General features: G+C 66.4%; 17 protein-coding genes. 10 read left to right on the top strand and 7 right to left on the bottom strand.

From position 1 onward, the window contains the following. Nucleotides 1–6: 6 nt before the first annotated feature. From HZS63_RS04440 to HZS63_RS04450, 3 genes are read right to left on the bottom strand one after another with little or no spacing between them, the layout of a single operon-like run. Nucleotides 7–765, bottom strand: coding sequence for a spermine/spermidine synthase domain-containing protein (locus tag HZS63_RS04440; RefSeq protein ID WP_180682835.1), 759 nt, complete (start codon nt 763–765; stop codon nt 7–9). Beyond that, on the bottom strand, nt 762–1,274 hold the full coding sequence (locus HZS63_RS04445) for a DNA-deoxyinosine glycosylase (protein ID WP_180682836.1): 513 nt from the start codon (nt 1,272–1,274) through the stop codon (nt 762–764). Before HZS63_RS04445 ends, HZS63_RS04440 begins: the two co-directional genes overlap by 4 nt. Then, the gene (locus HZS63_RS04450) at nt 1,271–2,125 is read right to left on the bottom strand and encodes a TatD family hydrolase (protein WP_180682837.1); all 855 of its coding nucleotides are present in this window, start codon (nt 2,123–2,125) and stop codon (nt 1,271–1,273) included. The genes HZS63_RS04445 and HZS63_RS04450 overlap by 4 nt, the downstream gene beginning before the upstream one ends. Before the next feature lie 79 nt (nt 2,126–2,204). Between HZS63_RS04450 and HZS63_RS04455 the strand changes: the two genes are divergently transcribed. From HZS63_RS04455 to bktB, 3 genes are all read left to right on the top strand, one after another. Further along, nucleotides 2,205–2,981, top strand: coding sequence for an SDR family NAD(P)-dependent oxidoreductase (locus tag HZS63_RS04455; RefSeq protein ID WP_343039945.1), 777 nt, complete (start codon nt 2,205–2,207; stop codon nt 2,979–2,981). 3 nt (nt 2,982–2,984) lie between these two features. Continuing rightward, the gene (locus HZS63_RS04460; RefSeq protein ID WP_246316139.1) at nt 2,985–3,623 is read left to right on the top strand and encodes a histidine phosphatase family protein; all 639 of its coding nucleotides are present in this window, start codon (nt 2,985–2,987) and stop codon (nt 3,621–3,623) included. A gap of 64 nt (nt 3,624–3,687) precedes the next feature. After that, nucleotides 3,688–4,872: a beta-ketothiolase BktB gene (bktB, locus tag HZS63_RS04465; protein ID WP_180682839.1), complete on the top strand. Its 1,185-nt coding sequence runs from the start codon at nt 3,688–3,690 to the stop codon at nt 4,870–4,872. 11 nt (nt 4,873–4,883) lie between these two features. On the opposite strand, the gene HZS63_RS04470 is transcribed toward bktB, so the two are convergent. Next, the gene (locus HZS63_RS04470; RefSeq protein WP_180682840.1) at nt 4,884–5,624 is read right to left on the bottom strand and encodes a 2OG-Fe dioxygenase family protein; all 741 of its coding nucleotides are present in this window, start codon (nt 5,622–5,624) and stop codon (nt 4,884–4,886) included. A gap of 122 nt (nt 5,625–5,746) precedes the next feature. On the opposite strand from HZS63_RS04470, the gene HZS63_RS04475 reads away from it, so the two are divergent. Both HZS63_RS04475 and HZS63_RS04480 read left to right on the top strand, forming a co-directional pair. After that, entirely contained in the window at nt 5,747–6,586 is an 840-nt protein-coding gene (locus tag HZS63_RS04475) for a DUF2189 domain-containing protein (protein WP_180682841.1), read from the top strand. A 70-nt stretch (nt 6,587–6,656) separates the two neighbouring features. Beyond that, a complete protein-coding gene (locus HZS63_RS04480) occupies nt 6,657–7,625 on the top strand; it encodes a Na/Pi cotransporter family protein (protein ID WP_180682842.1) in 969 nt (322 codons plus the stop codon). A gap of 33 nt (nt 7,626–7,658) precedes the next feature. On the opposite strand, the gene acuI is transcribed toward HZS63_RS04480, so the two are convergent. Genes acuI through HZS63_RS04495 form a run of 3 tightly spaced genes read right to left on the bottom strand, consistent with a single transcriptional unit; the run spans nt 7,659 to nt 10,680 of the window. Next, the gene (gene acuI, locus HZS63_RS04485) at nt 7,659–8,657 is read right to left on the bottom strand and encodes an acrylyl-CoA reductase (NADPH) (protein ID WP_180682843.1); all 999 of its coding nucleotides are present in this window, start codon (nt 8,655–8,657) and stop codon (nt 7,659–7,661) included. Nucleotides 8,658–8,667: 10 nt separating this feature from the next. Further along, a complete protein-coding gene (locus HZS63_RS04490; RefSeq protein ID WP_180682844.1) occupies nt 8,668–8,958 on the bottom strand; it encodes a hypothetical protein in 291 nt (96 codons plus the stop codon). Nucleotides 8,959–8,967: 9 nt separating this feature from the next. After that, nucleotides 8,968–10,680 (bottom strand): long-chain fatty acid--CoA ligase, encoded by a 1,713-nt coding sequence (locus HZS63_RS04495; protein ID WP_180682845.1) that lies wholly within the window; start codon nt 10,678–10,680, stop codon nt 8,968–8,970. 388 nt (nt 10,681–11,068) lie between these two features. Here HZS63_RS04495 and HZS63_RS04500 point away from each other — a divergent pair, with 388 nt between their 5' ends. The 5 genes from HZS63_RS04500 to HZS63_RS04520 all read left to right on the top strand — a co-directional run bounded on the left by HZS63_RS04500 (nt 11,069) and on the right by HZS63_RS04520 (nt 16,501). Continuing rightward, complete coding sequence (locus HZS63_RS04500; protein ID WP_180682846.1) at nt 11,069–12,097, top strand: amino acid ABC transporter substrate-binding protein; 1,029 nt, start codon at nt 11,069–11,071, stop codon at nt 12,095–12,097. An 84-nt stretch (nt 12,098–12,181) separates the two neighbouring features. Further along, complete coding sequence (locus tag HZS63_RS04505; protein WP_343039946.1) at nt 12,182–13,360, top strand: amino acid ABC transporter permease; 1,179 nt, start codon at nt 12,182–12,184, stop codon at nt 13,358–13,360. Between the two features lie 3 nt (nt 13,361–13,363). After that, nucleotides 13,364–14,467 carry an amino acid ABC transporter permease gene (locus tag HZS63_RS04510; protein WP_180682847.1) on the top strand — a complete coding sequence of 368 codons (1,104 nt, stop codon included), beginning with the start codon at nt 13,364–13,366 and terminating at the stop codon, nt 14,465–14,467. Between the two features lie 21 nt (nt 14,468–14,488). Continuing rightward, nucleotides 14,489–15,232 (top strand): amino acid ABC transporter ATP-binding protein, encoded by a 744-nt coding sequence (locus tag HZS63_RS04515; protein WP_219339074.1) that lies wholly within the window; start codon nt 14,489–14,491, stop codon nt 15,230–15,232. Nucleotides 15,233–15,301: 69 nt separating this feature from the next. After that, nucleotides 15,302–16,501, top strand: a complete 1,200-nt coding sequence (locus HZS63_RS04520; RefSeq protein ID WP_180682848.1) for an MFS transporter — start codon at nt 15,302–15,304, stop codon at nt 16,499–16,501. Nucleotides 16,502–16,509 lie beyond the last annotated feature (8 nt).

Here is a 16,509-nt window from a genome sequence, read left to right on the forward strand (position 1 = left end):
GCCATTTCAACCTTGCAGCGGCTTGAACACCTTGAGCCACCTGGGTGCGGGCAACCCCCAACGGGTCTGTACCGCCTCTGCGCGAGCCAGCAGCTGGGTGCGATCGGGGCTTTGCGGCGTGCGCAGGGCCAGCACCACGGTGTTGCCTTCGCGCGTGGGGCGGAAGGCCCAGACGGCCGCATCGCCGAACACTTCGCGGATGTGCCCGAGCGAACGCTCGTAGCTGGCCTGGCGGCCGAACAGGTTGACGGTCATGGCGCCATCGTCCGTGAGCAGGCGGCGGCAATCGGCGTAGAAGTCCACGCTGTCCAGCACGGGGGCAGCGGCCTCGTCGTCGTAGAGATCGACCTGCAGCGCGTCCACGGTGCCGTGGAAGGGAGTGTAGGCCGCCACCTCGGCGGCATCGCCCAACATCACCTTCAGCCGGGTGCTGTCGGGTGGCAGCTTGAACCAGGTGCGGCAGGCCGCGATCACCTGCGGGTTGATGTCCACGGCCGTGGTGTCCATGCGCAGCTTCTTGAAGCAGAACTTGGTGAGCGCTCCTGCCCCCAGCCCGAGCTGCAGGGCGCGCCGGTTGGACACCGAGTCGGGCTCGACGAACAGCAGCCAGGCCATCATGCGCTGCACGTATTCCAGCTCGATATCGAAGGGCTTGTCGATCCGCATGGTGCCCTGGATCCATTCGGTGCCCAGGTGCAGGTAGCGCACCTCACCATCCTCCGACAGAGTGACGCCGGGCAGCCCTGGAACCGGGTCGCGACTCATGCGGCGTCTCCGAGCAGGCCATGGCGGCCGAACACGTCGCGCCAGGCGGCGAGCTTGCGCTCGAAACTCCAGCTCGCGTTGGCCGGGCTGGTCGATGGCAGACGGTACACCGGCAGGCCGAGCGCACGGGTGTGCCGGGCGTGGCGGAAGCTCTCGCCACCGTTGTGGGCGATCGCCTGCAATTGGGGGCAACGCTCGCGCAGACCCGGCAGGTCGTTGAGCTGCGCATGGCGGATGGCGCTGTCGAGGCTGCCTTCGCGTTCGCAGGCGGCGTACACGTCCCACACGCCCAGGCCATGGCTGAGCAAGCGATCGATGCGTTGGGGGTAAGGCATGTCGGTCAAGGACTCACCCCATAGGGCAGCCAGGATTTTCCAGAAATGGTTTTGCGGGTGCGCATAGTAACGCTGCGCGCGCAAGGAGGTGACGCTGGGGAAACTGCCCAACACCACCAGACGGGTCCGCGCGTCCAGCACCGGCGCCAGCCCGCGCAGCAACCGCTCGCTCATGCCATCTCCCACAGCCGCTGCAGCCGAGGCAGGGCGGCGCAGGTGTTGCGGGCCGCCTCCTGGGCCAACACCTCGGGCGCCACGCCCCGCAGCGCGGCGATGGCTGCCCCGATGCGCGGCAGCTCAGCCGGCGTGTTCACCTCCTGGGGCCGACCAGCGGCCCGCTGCGCGGCGGTGACGTACAGCCACTGGGGCGGAATGTCCGGGGCATCGGTTTCGAGCACGAGGGCCGACAAGGGCAGCTCGGTGGCCAGGCGCCGCAGGCGCTGGGCGGTCTCGAAGGTGACCGCGCCGCCGAAGCCCAGACGCAGCCCGAGGGACAGGAAAGCCTGTGCCTGCTGCAGGCTGCCGTTGAACGCATGCGCGATCCCGCCTGGCGCCGCCGCCCCCTGCCCCGCCAGCGCCCGCAAGGGCTGGAGCAGGGCATCGGCCGAACGGCGCACGTGCAGGATCACCGGCAGGCCGTGGCGCTGCGCCAGCCGCAACTGGGCCCGGTAGAAGCGGTGCTGCTTGTCACGCATCTCGGGCTCGCACAAGGCCGGCACGAAGAAATCGAGCCCAATCTCGCCCACGGCAACCAGCCGCTCGTCGGCCACGGCCTCGGCCAACCGCTCGTCCAGGGCCTGCAGATCGGCCTCATCGGCCTGGGGCACGTACAGCGGGTGGATGCCGAGCGCATAGGCATCGCCGGTGCGGTGGGCCCAGTCGCGCACCGTGTCCCAGTTCGCGCGCTCGACGGCGGGACACACGCACAGGCGGACCCCCGCCTGCCGCGCGGCTTCGCGCACGCGCCAGCGCTCGGAGTCGGTCCACTCCGGGGCGTCGAGATGGCAATGGCTGTCGATCCACATGGGGGTTTCGATTATGGGTCAGCAGGGGACAGGCCGGTGATGCACAATGTTTTCCCGACACGACGACGGAGCCCACCCAGTGAACCCTCCACGGCATCTGACCATCCTGACCGGGGCGTCGCGCGGCCTGGGGCAGGCCATGGCGCACCAGCTTCTGTCCCCTGACAGCCTGCTGCTGTGCATCTCGCGCCACACCAGCGACGATCTGGCCCAACAGGCCATGGCCCGCGGCGGGCACCTGGAACAATGGGCGCAGGACCTGGCGGACACCGCCGAGGCCGCCGACCGCCTCGAACGCTGGCTGCACAGCCTGCACACCCCCGGCCTGTCCAGCGCCTCCCTGATCAACAACGCCGGGGTCATCCCCCACATCGGCCCCATCGACGACTGCCCGGCCGATGAACTGACCCGGGCCCTACGGGTCGGCCTCGAAGCCCCCATGATGCTCACCGCAGCCTTCCTGAGAGCAACGGGCACGTGGGTAGCGCATGGCTGGGAAGGGCCGCGCAAGGTGCTCAACATCTCCTCCGGGCTGGGGCGCCGTCCCATGGCCGGGCAGGCGCCCTACTGCGCCGCCAAAGCAGGACTCGACCATTTCAGCCGCTGCACCGCGCTCGACGAGGCGCGCCGGCCGCACGGTGCACGCATCGTCTCGCTGGCGCCGGGCGTGATCGACACCGACATGCAAACCCACCTGCGCGCCGGCGACCCGCAAGCCTTCCCCGACCTCGACCGCTTCCTCGACCTCAAGGCGCAGGGGCTGCTGGCCTCACCCGAAGCGGCCGCCCGCCAGGTGCTCGGCTACCTGGCCCGACCGGACTTCGGCGACCACCCCGTGGCCGACGCGAGGGATTGAACCTTGGCCACCAACCCGCGCCACCGTCGCCGGCATCTGTGTTGCCTGGCTGGTGCGGCCGCGCTGGCATCGTTTCCTACACTCTGGGTACACGCCGCCACTACCCACTCTACTGGCCAAGCACGGGAGGATGAACGGTTCTGGACGCTGACCCGAGAAGGTGGCTATGTGCTGCTGATGCGACACGCCGCCACCGTTGCCGGTGTGGGCGATCCACCCGGCTTCCGGCTCGACGACTGCCACACCCAGCGCAACCTGAGCGAGTCGGGCCGCGAAGCCGCACAACGGCTGGGCGAACGCTTCCGGGAACGGGGCGTGCGGCTCAGCGCGGTCTACAGCAGCGCCTGGTGCCGCTGCATCGATACCGCACGTCTGGCCTTCGATCCGCACTATCCGCCCCATCGGGTCTGGCCGGCGCTCAACTCGTTCTTCCAGGGTCACGGCAGCGCGGCCGCACAGACGCAGGAGCTGCTCCAACGTGCTGCTTTATGGTGCGCACCAGGGCATCTGATGCTGGTGACCCACCAGGTCAACATCACTGCCGTCACCAGTTTGTCCCCAGGAATGGGCGAAGTGTTTCTGACCCGTTTCGAGGCGAGCCGACCCGATCGCCTCACCGTACTGGCCCGACTGACCGGTTGAATCGACCTTGCGAGCCGCTAAGATGGTGCCGGAATCTCTTTCCCATCAACACAAGGAACCCCCCATGAGCAGAGAAGTCGTTGTCCTCAGCGGTGTGCGCACCGCCATCGGTACTTTTGGCGGCAGCCTCAAGGACACCCCCACCACCGAACTCGGCGCCCTCGTGGTGCGGGAGGCCCTGGCGCGTGCCCAGATCGAGGGCAAAGACGTGGGCCATGTCGCCTTCGGCCATGTCGTCAACACCGAGCCCCGGGACATGTACCTCTCGCGCGTGGCCGCGCTCAACGGCGGCTGCCCAGAGACCACCCCCGCCTTCAACGTCAACCGCCTGTGCGGCTCGGGCCTGCAAGCGATTGTCTCGGCCAGCCAGGCCATCATGCTGGGCGACTGCGACGTCGCCATCGGTGCCGGCGCCGAAAACATGAGCCGCGCCCCTTACGCCAGCCTCAGCACCCGTTTCGGTGCCCGCATGGGCGATGCCAAACTGGTGGACATGATGGTCGGCGCCCTGCATGACCCGTTCCACAACATCCACATGGGCGTGACCGCCGAGAACGTCGCCGCACAGTTCGGCATCACCCGCGAGATGCAGGACGCGCTGGCGGTGGAAAGCCACAACCGGGCCGAACGCGCCACACAGGAAGGCCGGTTCAAGAGCCAGATCGTGCCGGTGATGCTCAAAACCCGCAAGGGCGAGGTGGCATTCGACACCGATGAGCACTTCCGCCCTGGCTGCAAACTCGACGATCTGGCCAAACTCAAGCCGGTGTTTCTGAAAGAAAACGGCACGGTGACGGCCGGCAACGCCAGCGGCATCAACGATGCGGCCGCCGCGGTGGTGCTGATGGAGGCGGGTGCGGCCAAGGCCCGAGGGCTGACCCCCATGGCGCGCCTGGTGGGCTACGCCCATACCGGTCTGGACCCGAAGATCATGGGCGTGGGCCCGATCTCTGCCACGCAAGCGGTGCTCAAACGCACCGGCCTGAGCGTGAACGACCTGGACGTGATCGAAGCCAACGAGGCATTTGCCGCGCAGGCCTGCGCCGTGACCAAGGGCCTCGGACTGGACCCGGCCAAGGTCAACCCCAACGGATCGGGCATTTCGCTCGGCCATCCGATTGGGGCCACCGGCGCGCTCATCACCGTCAAGGCCCTGCACGAGCTGCAGCGCATCAACGGCCGCTATGCCCTGGTGACCATGTGCATCGGCGGCGGACAAGGTATTGCCGCCATCTTCGAACGCATGTAAGCAGGGGCGGCTCAGTCGCCCTGGAACCCTCCGGCGCGGCACGTGAGCACCAGCGTGTCGCGCCAGCCCAGCTCGTCAGCCTCCTGAGGCTGGATTGGCGTGGTTTCGTGGATCACCCGCGCATCGTCGAGCAGCAACAACGACCACGGCTCGGTCAGGGTGAAGCGTTGCCCGTTGGGGCCATGGGCCTCGAAAACACGGCTCTCGCCGCCCTTGATGCGATGCCGCCCCACCAGAAATACCGCGACCAGATCCACGCCGTCGCGGTGGGCCCCTTCGGGCGTGGGCCGGCCAATGCCGTCGGTGGTATCGATGCGGAACTGATGCGCCTCGATGTACCAGGTTTGCGGTCCTTTGAGCACCGAAGTCACCGCCGCTGTCTGCACCAGCAGGCGCTGCCACGCTGGCGTGGCCACCACCGCCGGGTCCACCGGTTCGAACCAGCGCAGCATGCCCCCATGCAGCGCGTTGTATTCCACCGGCTGCCAGTGAGCGCGATGCGGCGCCTGCCGTACCGTCGTACCATCGACCACGAAACAGCTGTGACGGCGCTTGCGGTAGCGCCCCCCATCCTTCAGATAACGGTCGCTTGGGAGGTCGTCCCAGCTGGGCTGCAAGGCGGCCAGCGCCTGCGGCTCCAGCCCCAGCCACTGCTGGACGGAGCGCGCATCCATCAGCGCATAGCCCTGCTGGGCCAGGGTATCGTCAAGGCGGCTCAGCGGCACGCAGGGGGGCAGAAAATGGGCATTCATGGCCGCGAAGTGTAGCCCGGCCCAGGTCAGCACCATGCCCCACCGGGTAAACACGCTACACAGCCATGCCGCTTTTCGCTACGCTGTACCCAGATCAGATGACCCCGGTGACGAGGAGACCGATGAACCCGACCCAGCCAGCCGACGAGCCCAGCCCTGAAACTCACGACCAGCCGGCCACCGAACCGCACACCGGCGGCTCGCCCCCCGAAAGCGCGTCGGTGTTCGCCCTCACGCTGGCCGAGCTCTCCGCCCGCGATCCGCTGCGCTGGATCGCGCTGGGTTGGCGGGATTTCGTCCGCTGCCCACGCATCGGTCTGTTCTACGGCGCCTGTTTCTTCCTGATGGGCCATGCGCTGTGGATCGTGCTGCATGAAGCGCCGGCCTACGTGCTGGCACTGAGCGCCGGCTTTTTGTTGATGGGGCCGTTCCTCTGCCTGGGCCTGTACGATGCCAGCCGCGCCCTGGAACAGGGCCGACAGCCGTCGCTGCGCGCCTCGCTGACCTCCTGGCTACCCACCAAGGGCACCATGGCCATCTTTGCCGGCGTGCTGCTGATCCTGGAGATGCTCTGGGGGCGCGCCTCTCTGGTGGTGTTCGCGGTTACGTTCAACACCATGCCCGATACGGCCAACCTGCTCAAGATGCTGCTGAGCGTGGAAAACCTGGAATTCCTCATCACCTACACCGTGGTGGGTGCGATCTTCGCCGGGCTTATTTTCGTGACCAGCGTCATCTCCATCCCCATGATCCTGGACCGACAGGTGGACGCGATCTCGGCCGGTCTGACCAGCATCCGGGCCTGTCTGCAGAACCCGGGGGTGATGCTGTGGTGGGGTGCGCTCATCACCATGCTCGTGTTGCTGGCCATGCTGCCCGCGTTCCTGGGCCTGCTCGTCGTCGGGCCGGTGCTGGGCCACGCCACCTGGCACGCCTACCGTCACATCGTGCCCGCCACCTGAAACCGAGCACCGCCCGGCTGGCCACCGGGTGGGGCAGCACACACCGGCCAAACGTGGCAAGATGCCGACCATGCTCGCAGAACTCGATTTCAGTGAGTTCCAGGTGTTCATCCTGGTGCTCAGCGCCTTGCTGCTGTTTCTATACGGACTGGAGCACTTCAGCCAGGAATTGCAGACGGTGGGACGGGAAAAGCTCCCGCGTTGGCTGGCCATGGCCACGCGAGACCGCTTTCGTGGCCTGCTGCTGGGCGCCACCGTCACGGCGGTGGTGCAATCGAGCAGTGCGGTGTCGGCGCTGGTTATTGCACTGGTCAACGCCGGCACCCTCAGTTTTGCCAGCAGTCTGGCGGTGCTGCTGGGCGCCAAGATCGGCACCACCTCCACCGCCTGGCTGGTGTCGTTCAAGCTGACCCACATCGGCCCCTACCTGATCGTGCTGGGTGGCATCCTGACGATGCTGCCGTTTTCCATCCGCGTCGTCGGGCGAGCCATTTTCTATTTCGGATTCATCTTTTTCACGCTGGACCTGATCGGTGACTCGCTGGAGCCGTTGCGCCAGTCGCCCTGGGTGCTCGAATGGCTGGCCCGCGCCGAGGAACCCTGGCTGGGCGTGATCATGGGGGTGTTGATGACCGTGCTGCTGCAATCCAGCAGCGTGGTCAGCGGGCTGGCGATCGTGCTGGTGCAGCAGGGGGTGCTCGACCCCATGGGCGCGGTCGCGATCGTCGTCGGTGCGACATTGGGAACCACGGCCACCGGCCTGATCGCCAGCATCCCCATGGATGCGTTCGCGAAACGGGCAGCGGTCATGAACCTGATGTTCAACGCAGTGGGCGTCGTGCTCATCCTGCCCTTCGTGACGGCGTTCGGGGAGTGGGCGGTGCGTGTGGGGGAGACCCCCTCACAGGCTGTGGCCATTGCCAACCTCGCCTTCAACGCTGGCGTGGCGTTGATGTTTTTGCCTTTCACCGGATGGATGGGGCGGCGTTTCGCCCCGAAAGCAGAACCCAGACACTCGCCAGAAAACGCCCCGATCTGAGCCAGACGGCCCCAGCGCGCCCAGGCAACAGGCTCAAGCGTTGACGTTCACCACCACCCGCCCGCGAACCTGCCCGGCCAGGATCTGGCTGCCGAGCGCGGCCACCTCGGCCATGGGGACTTCGCGCGTCATCTGCTCCAGGCGATGGCGGTCCAGCAGGGCGTCGAGCTGGGCCCAGGCCACTTCGCGCCGGGACATGGGGGCCATGACGCTGTCGATGCCGTAGAGGGTCACGCCGCGCAGGATGAAGGGCGCCACAGTGGCAGGCAGATCCATGCCCTGGGCCAGACCACAGGCCGTCACCGCCCCGCCATAGCGCGTGCTGGCGCAGGCATTGGCCAGGGTGTGACTGCCCACGGCATCCACCACGCCGATCCAGCGCTCCTTCTGCAAGGGCTTGCCAGGGGCTGCCAACGCCTGCCGCTCGATCACCTCCGCCGCCCCGAGCGCCTTGAGGTAATCGGCCTCCTGCGGCCGCCCGGTGGAAGCGACCACGGTATGTCCGAGCGCCGCCAGCAGGGCCACCGCCACGCTGCCCACCCCACCCCCGGCGCCGGTGACGAGCACCTCGCCGCTGCCAGGCGCCACGCCCGCTTCCGCCCAGTGCCGCTGCAGGGTTTGCACGCAGAGCATGGCGGTATAGCCGGCGGTACCAATGGCCATGGCCTGCCGGGTGGTCAGGCCTGGCGGCAGAGCCACCAGCCAATCACCTTGGACGCAAGCCTTCTGCGCCAGCCCTCCCCACCAGGTTTCCCCCACGCCCCAGCCATTGAGGACCACACGGTCGCCCTCGCGCCAGCGCGGGTGCCGACTGGCCGTGACCGTGCCCGCCAAGTCGATGCCCGGCACCATGGGAAACTGGCGCACCACCGGCGAACGGCCGGTGAGCGCCAGACCATCTTTGTAATTCACGGTGGACCACTCCACCTGGACCGTTACGTCGCCCGCGGGCAATTGGCTCTCGTCGAGATCGCTCAAGGTACAGCGGTAACCCTCGGCGTCGGTGCGGGTGATCATCCAGGCTTTGAACATCGTCATTTCCTCAGGGTGCGCGGCCATCGGGCCGCTCGGGTTGCGTCTGATCGGGCTGCCTCTCTTCGGGGCCGGTGGCCGTGTCCTGCCACAGCCGCCACAACAGCACCATCCCAGCGCCTGCGTTGCCCAGCGCCAGCAGGGTCAAGACCCACAGCAGCGCCCCTTCTGGGCGGGCCAGATGCAGCGTCCAGGCCATGCCGGAAGACAAAACGTTGAACAACAGCATCAGCCGGAACAGCGGATGTCGAGGCTGCCACAGCCGTCTCAACCGAGCCGGTCCGTTGGGAGGTGCATGCATGCGGTCATGTTACCGTGCCCGGGCCTCGGCTTCTTGCAGCAAGCGCCACATCACCTTGCCACTGCCGCTCTTGGGCAGCGCGTCGGCAAACGCCACGATGCGCGGCACCTTGTAGGCGGCCATGTGCTCGTGACACCAGTCGATGATGTCCTGCTCGCTCACCTGCCCGCGTGCCTCGTCCCGCAGCACCACCACCGCCTTGACCGTCTCGCCGCGGTAAGCGTCCTGCACGCCGATCACGCAGGCTTCGGCAATCGCAGGGTGCTTGAACATCAGGGCCTCCACCTCGGCCGGCCATACCTTGTAGCCGCTGGCGTTGATCATGCGTTTGAGCCGGTCGGTGATGAAGAAGTAACCCTGCTCGTCCATGCGCCCCAGGTCGCCGGTGCGGAAGAAGCGCTTGCCATCCAGCTCAAAAAACGCAGCGGCCGTGGCATCGGGGCGCTGCCAGTAGCCGTCGAACACCTCGGGCCCGTGGATCACGATTTCACCCTGCTCACCCACCGGGCACTCCTGCAAGGTTTGGGGGTCCACGATGCGCGCATCGGTGCCGATGAAGGGAACGCCCAGACACTGCTGTTTGGGATGATCCGGCGGGTTGTTGTGTGAAGGAGCGGCGGTTTCGGTCAGGCCATAGCCCTCGACATAGCGCAGGCCGTAGAGATCGAGCAGCTTCTGGGCCACGGCCTGGGGCATGGCCGCACCTCCCCCGCCGATATAGACCAGGCTGGTGAGATCGTGACTGGCAAAGTTCGGACTGGCCAGCAGGTCGATGATCATGGTGGGAATGTTGACCCAGTGGGTCACCTTCCAGCGCGAGATCAGCCGGCCGGCCAGCTCACGGTCCCAGCGCGGCATGATGACCATCGTGGCCCCGGCGTAGATGTTGCCGTGCATGCCGATGACCATGCCGGTGATGTGGAACATGGGAACCACGACGAGCGCCACGTTCTCGGCGCTGCCGTTGCCCCACAGGGTGCTGGCCACGGCGTTGTGCATGAGGGTGCGGTGCGGATGCATGCAGCCCTTGGGCAGACCCGTGGTGCCGCTGGTGTAGGGCAGCACCACGAGATCATCGGGACCGGCGGTATGCTCCGGCGGCGCGGCCGTGCAGGCCATGGCCTCGGCCCAGTCGTGGGCCTGCCCGCTTGGCACCTCGGGCAACGGATGGCGCCGGGCCAGCCACTCGCGCCAGGCAGGCGGAACATCAGCCGCCTCGCCAGCGAGTGCATCGGCAGGCATCAGGTCGGCGTAATGGGCGCACAGGACGCGCTGCAGGCGCTGCCCCTCGGGCAGGCGCTGGTTGGCCAGGAGGAGCTCGTCGGCCAGGTCCGCCGCCACGATGGCCACACGCGCCCCGGGGTCGGTGATGTAGTGACCCAGTTCATCGGCCTTGTTCATGGGATTGACCGGCACCACCACCGCGTTGGCGCGCAGGATGCCATAGTAGGCGATCACGTGCTGGGGGCAGTTCTGCATCAGCAGGATCACCCGGTCTCCCGCGCGAACTCCCTGCCGGTGCAGCCAGGCGGCCAAGCGCAAAGCGGCATCGCGGAGCTGCGCGTAGGTGATCACCTGGTCGAAAAACACGGTGGCCGGCTTGTCCGGGTAGCGGATGGCATTCGCTTCCAGGTTGAACCAGAGGGAAGTCCGGGGTACCGTGATGGCGTGCGGCAAGCGGCGCGGCCACACCGCATGGTGCAGGGCTTGTGTGGAGGGCATGCGTCGGTCTCCTTGTTGGTGCATGAGGTTGCGGTCTGCGCTGCGGTCTGTCACGGCAGCGGCGACAGGGTAAGACAGGGTAATGCAGCGAGGCGGCGCTGCCCACCGGGCCAACCCGCCGGTTTGTCTCGCACGAGACGGCCACACGCCGGCCGCAAGCACACGCCTTGCCCTGTACTCGCCGCCCCACATCGGCATCGGCCCGGTCTGGCACGCCGATTGCTTGGTTTCTTATGTGGGTTTTCCTGTCACGTCATGAAAATTTTTCATCGCGGCATCAGGTAAACCCCGATGCTGCTCCGCAGCCAACTTCACTACAGTTCAGGCAGGCCGCAACAGCCCCAAGAGGGTGGCGGCCGCATCAACGAAACAGAAGGAACCACAAGTCATGATTCGCAAGACGCTCAAGATCACCTCTGCTGCCGTCGCCACCGCAGCTGCTCTGCTGGCAGCCCCCGCACACGCCGGCAAAGACCTCGATGCCATCAAGAACCGTGGCACGCTCGTGTGCGGTGTCCATCAGGGCCTGCCCGGCTTTTCCGCAGCCGACAGCCAGGGCCGTTGGAGCGGTATCGACGTGGACGTCTGCCGGGCCGTGGCCGCCGCCATTCTGGGTGACGCGAACAAGGTCCGCTATGTTCCGCTGACCGCCCAGCAGCGCTTCACCGCCCTGCAATCCGGCGAGATCGACATGCTGTCACGCAACACCACCTGGACGCTGACCCGCGACGCCTCGCTGGGCCTGCACTTCACCGGCGTCACGTTCTATGACGGCCAGGGCTTCATGGTGCCCAAGAGCCTCAACGTCAAGAGCGCCAAGGACCTGCGTGGCGCCACCGTGTGCGTCGAGTCCGGCACCACCACCGAACTCAACCTGACCGACTTCTCGCGCGCCAACAACCTGAACCTGCGCCCCGTGGTGTTCAACGACAGCGCCTCGGCCACCAACGCCTACTTCAGCGGCCGCTGCCAGGTGTACACGACCGACGCCTCCGGTCTGGCCGCCTACCGCGCCAACAACGCCCAGCGTCCCGATGACCACGTCATCCTGCCCGACCTGATCTCCAAGGAACCGCTGGGCCCGGCCGTGCGCCGCGGTGACGATGAGTTCTTCGCCATCGTCAAGTGGGCGCTGTACGCCATGCTCGAAGCCGAGGAACTGGGCATCACCAGCGCCAACGTGGACCAGATGCGCGCCTCCTCCACCAACCCCAACGTGCGCCGTCTGCTGGGCGCTGGCAACGAGGACACCGGTCGCCTGCTGGGCCTGGACAAGGACTGGGCTTACCGCATCATCAAGTCCGTGGGCAACTACGGTGAATCGTTCGAGCGCAACATTGCCCCGCTGGGCCTGCCGCGCGGCCTGAACAACCTGTGGAACAACGGCGGCATCATGTACGCCCCGCCGGTCCGGTAATTCCATCGACCATCGAACCGGGACATGGCGCCTCATGTCCCGGTTTTTTGTTTCCGATCATGACTTTCAGACAGTGAGGTGGTGGTGACACATCCGACACACCCAACCACGAACCGCTGGTCCCTCAACAGCCGCGCCACGCGCGGCCTGCTGTTCCAGGCGATTGCACTCGTCCTGGTGGCCCTGGGGATCTGGTTCCTGGCACACAACACACAAACCAACATGGCGGCCCGGGGCATCCCGAGCGGCTTCGACTTCCTGAGCACCCCGGCCGGTTTCGACATCGGCCAGACCATGATCCCTTACGACCCCAGCGAAAGCTATGGCAAGGCGATCTGGGTCGGCGTGCTCAACACCCTGAAGGTGGCCATCCTCGGCATCATCCTGACGACCATCCTCGGGGTGCTCGTTGGCGTGGGGCGGTTTTCGCGCAACGGCCTGATCCGCGGCCTCTGCTACGGCTATGTGGAATTGTTCCGCAACGTGCCGGTGCTGCTGCAACTGTTGATGTGGTACATCTTCATGGTGGAGATCCTGCCACCGTTTGCCAACGCCTGGAGCCTGTGGGATCTGTTCTACCTGAGCAAAGATGGCTTCACCATGCCGATCCCGGCGCGTGGGGTGGGCTGGAGTTGGGTCTACTGGGGCTTGCTGGGTGGCCTGGCAGCGGCCGTGATTTGGCGCCAGCGCATGTTCAAGCGCTTCGAGCAGACGGGCCAGGAAGGCGACATGGTCTGGGTGCCGCTGGCCTTGGTGGTGGTGCTGGGGCTGGTGGGCTGGCTGGTCGGCGGCATGCCCACCGAGTGGAGCGTACCGGAAAAGCAGACTTTCATGATCGACGGCGGCTACAGCGCCACGCCCGAATTCTTGACCGTCCTCATCGGCCTGGTCACCTACACCGCCGCCTTCGTGGCCGAGGTGGTGCGCAGCGGCATCCAGTCGGTCAGTCACGGGCAGACCGAGGCCGCATCGGCCCTGGGCCTGACGCCGCGTCAGACCATGAAACTGGTGATCCTGCCGCAGGCGCTGCGCGTCATCATCCCCCCGATGACCAACCAGTACCTCAACCTCACCAAGAACTCCTCCCTCGCCGTGGCCGTGGGCTACCCGGACGTGGTCTCGGTGGCCAACACCGCCATCAACCAAAGCGGTCGTGCCGTCGAGTGCATCGCCATCATCATGCTGGTGTACCTGTCCACGTCATTGACCACGTCGGTCTTCATGAACTGGTACAACGCCCGCAAGGCCATCAAGGAGCGCTGACACATGGCCGAGACCTTCACCCCCATCGCGCCCCGCCCCTCGCCGGTCAAGCAATCCGGCTTCGTGGCCTGGGCACGCAAAAACCTGTTTGGCAGCACGTCCAACACCCTGACCACCCTGTTTCTGCTGGGTTTGGCGATCTACATCGTCCCCGGTGTGTTCCAGTGGGGTCTGCTCAACGCGGTCTTCTCGGCCGATGTGACGGCCTGCCAGGAAGCCCGCGGCTCCGGTGCCTGCTGGGGCGTCGTGACGGAGAAATACCGTCTGATCCTCTGGGGCCGCTTCCCCTACGAAGAGCACTGGCGCCCGATCCTGGCCACGCTGATCCTGGTCAGCGGCCTGGTGCTGAGCTGCATGCGGTTTTTCTGGAAACCCTGGCTCGCCCTGATGTGGGTCGGTATTCTGGGCGCGTTCTTCGTGCTCATGGGCGGCGGCTGGTTCGGGCTCACCCCCGTGCGCTCCGACATGTGGGGCGGCCTGCCGCTGACGGTCATGCTGGCCACGCTGTCGCTGTTTCTGGCCTTCCCGCTGTCGGTGGTGGTAGCCCTGGGCCGGCGCAGCCACCTGCCCATCATCCGCAGCATCTGCATCACCTACATCGAGCTGATCCGCGGGGTGCCGCTCATCTCGATCCTGTTCATGGCCTCGTTCATGTTTCCGCTGTTCATGCCGCAGGGCGTGACGGTGGACGTGCTGGTGCGGGTGGTGATCGGGATCACACTGTTCGCGGCCGCCTACATGGCCGAGATCGTGCGTGGCGGCCTGCAGGCCATCCCCAAGGGGCAGATCGAGGCCGCCGCCACCCTGGGCTTGAGCTACTGGCAAACCCAGCGCAAGATCGTGCTGCCCCAAGCACTGGCCATGACCGTGCCCAGCATGATGAACAACTTCATCTCGGTGTTCAAGGACACCTCGCTGGTCACCATCGTCTCGCTGTACGAACTGACCGGTGCCCTGGGCATCGCCCTGAACTCCGACGCCGTCTGGCGGCCGTTCAAGATCGAGGCCTACCTGTTCATCACCCTGGTCTATTTCGCCTTCTGTTTTTCCATGTCGCGCTACAGCCTGTGGGTGGAAAAGCAACTCGTCAAGAGCAAGGCCCGCTGAGGCGGGCGCGAGGACTCCAACATGTCAGACCCCATCATTCAATTCAAAAATGTCAACAAGTGGTACGGCAACGATTTCCATGTGCTGCGTGACATCAACCTCGACGTGGCCAAGGGCGAGCGTATCGTGATCTGCGGCCCCTCGGGGTCGGGCAAATCCACCTTGATCCGCTGCGTCAACCGGCTCGAAGAGCACCAGCAGGGCCAGATCATCGTGGACGGCATTGAACTGACCGACGACATCAAGGCCATCGACCGCGTGCGGCGCGAAGTGGGCATGGTGTTTCAACAGTTCAACCTGTTCCCACACCTGACGGTGCTGGAAAACCTGACCCTTTCCCCGATGTGGGTAGGCAAGGTGCCGAAGAAAGAAGCCGAGGAAAAGGCCATGCAGCAGTTGGAGCGGGTGCGCATCGCCGAGCAGGCGAAGAAGTACCCCTTGCAGCTTTCCGGCGGTCAACAACAGCGCGTGGCCATTGCCCGCGCGCTGTGCCTCACGCCGAAGATCATGCTGTTCGACGAACCCACTTCCGCACTCGACCCCGAGATGATCAAGGAGGTGTTGGACGTGATGATCGAACTGGCCGACCAGGGCATCACCATGCTCTGTGTGACGCACGAGATGGGCTTTGCCAAGGCCGTGGCCGATCGGGTGATCTTCATGGACCAGGGTCAAATCGTGGAGCAGAACACGCCGGAGGAGTTCTTCAACAACCCGCAAAACGAGCGCAGCCGGGACTTCCTCTCCAAGATCCTGGGTCACTGAGGCGGACTGCGCTGCGGCAGTCGCGCCGGTGGCAGCGGGCCGCGCGGCCCTGGCCTATGATGGGCCACCATGTCTGCCGGCGCCACCGCTGCCTCCCCCACTGCCGCCACGGCACCGCCCCCGGTGCTGTGGCTGTTTGCCGTCTGCAATTTCGTCATCGGCACCGGGGCATTCGGGCTGTCTGGCTATCTGGGGCCCCTGTCGGAAGGGCTGGGCGTGAGCGTCAGCGCTGCCGGCCAGACCATGACGGCCTATGCCCTGGCCAACGCCTTGCTGGCCCCGCTCATCATGTGGCGCACTGGCGCCTGGGCACGGCAACGGCTGATGGTGTGGGCGCTCGGGCTGTTCACGCTCGGGGCCTGGACATGCGCCCTGGCCCCCGGGCTGTCCACGCTCATGGCCGGGCGGGTGCTGATGGGCATGGGGGCGGTGTTCACCCCCGTAGCGGCCGGCGTGGCCGTGACCCTGGTGCGCCCCCAGCAACGGGGCAAGGCCCTCTCGCGCACCTTTCTCGGCATGAGCTTGAGCTATGTGCTCGGCATGCCGATGGGGGCCTGGCTCGGCCTGGCCTTTGGCTGGCGCTGGCCACTGGCCGCCGTGGGCGCCCTGGGGCTGCTGATGTGTGTGTTGGTGGCCCGCTGCGTGCCCCGGCACGTGGGAGGCGCCAGCGAGGGGTTCAAGGGCCTGGGCCGCCTGCTCGGCCAACGCGAGGTGCTCCTCACCTTGAGCCTGACACTGCTGTACTTTTGCGGCATCTTCATGGTGTCGGCCTACATGGGCCCCATCCTCATGGCGCTGCACCCCCTGACCCCGACGCAACTCAGTGCCACGCTCATGGTGCTGGGGCTGGGCGGCGTGGCCGGCACCCTGCTGGGCGGCTGGGCCAGCGATCTGTTCAGCCCCCGTCGGGCACTGCGCTGGCTGATTCTGGTCCTGCTGGCCTGCATGGCCACCGTTCCCCTGACCGCAGGCCATCCGCTGTGGACAGCCGCCCTCTTTGGTCTGTGGGCGGTTTGCGGCTTCGGCATGATGACGCCTCAGCAGTCCCGCCTGGCCGAACAGGGACAGGGACAAACCCCCATGCTGATGAGCGTGAATGCCTCCATGGTGTACATTGGCACCGCTGTAGGGGCGGCGCTGGGCGGGGCGGCCATTCCATGGGTCGGCTTCGTGCATCTGCCTTGGCTCGGGGCGTTGTTCGTGTTGGCCAGCGCCATGACCTTACTGCCTCGCTGGAGCCCCCGGCGTCCTGGCCCTGTCCGTCATTGATCTTGCCA

It is taken from the genome of Tepidicella baoligensis, assembly GCF_013432195.1.
In the GTDB taxonomy this organism is placed as follows: domain Bacteria; phylum Pseudomonadota; class Gammaproteobacteria; order Burkholderiales; family Burkholderiaceae_C; genus Tepidicella; species Tepidicella baoligensis.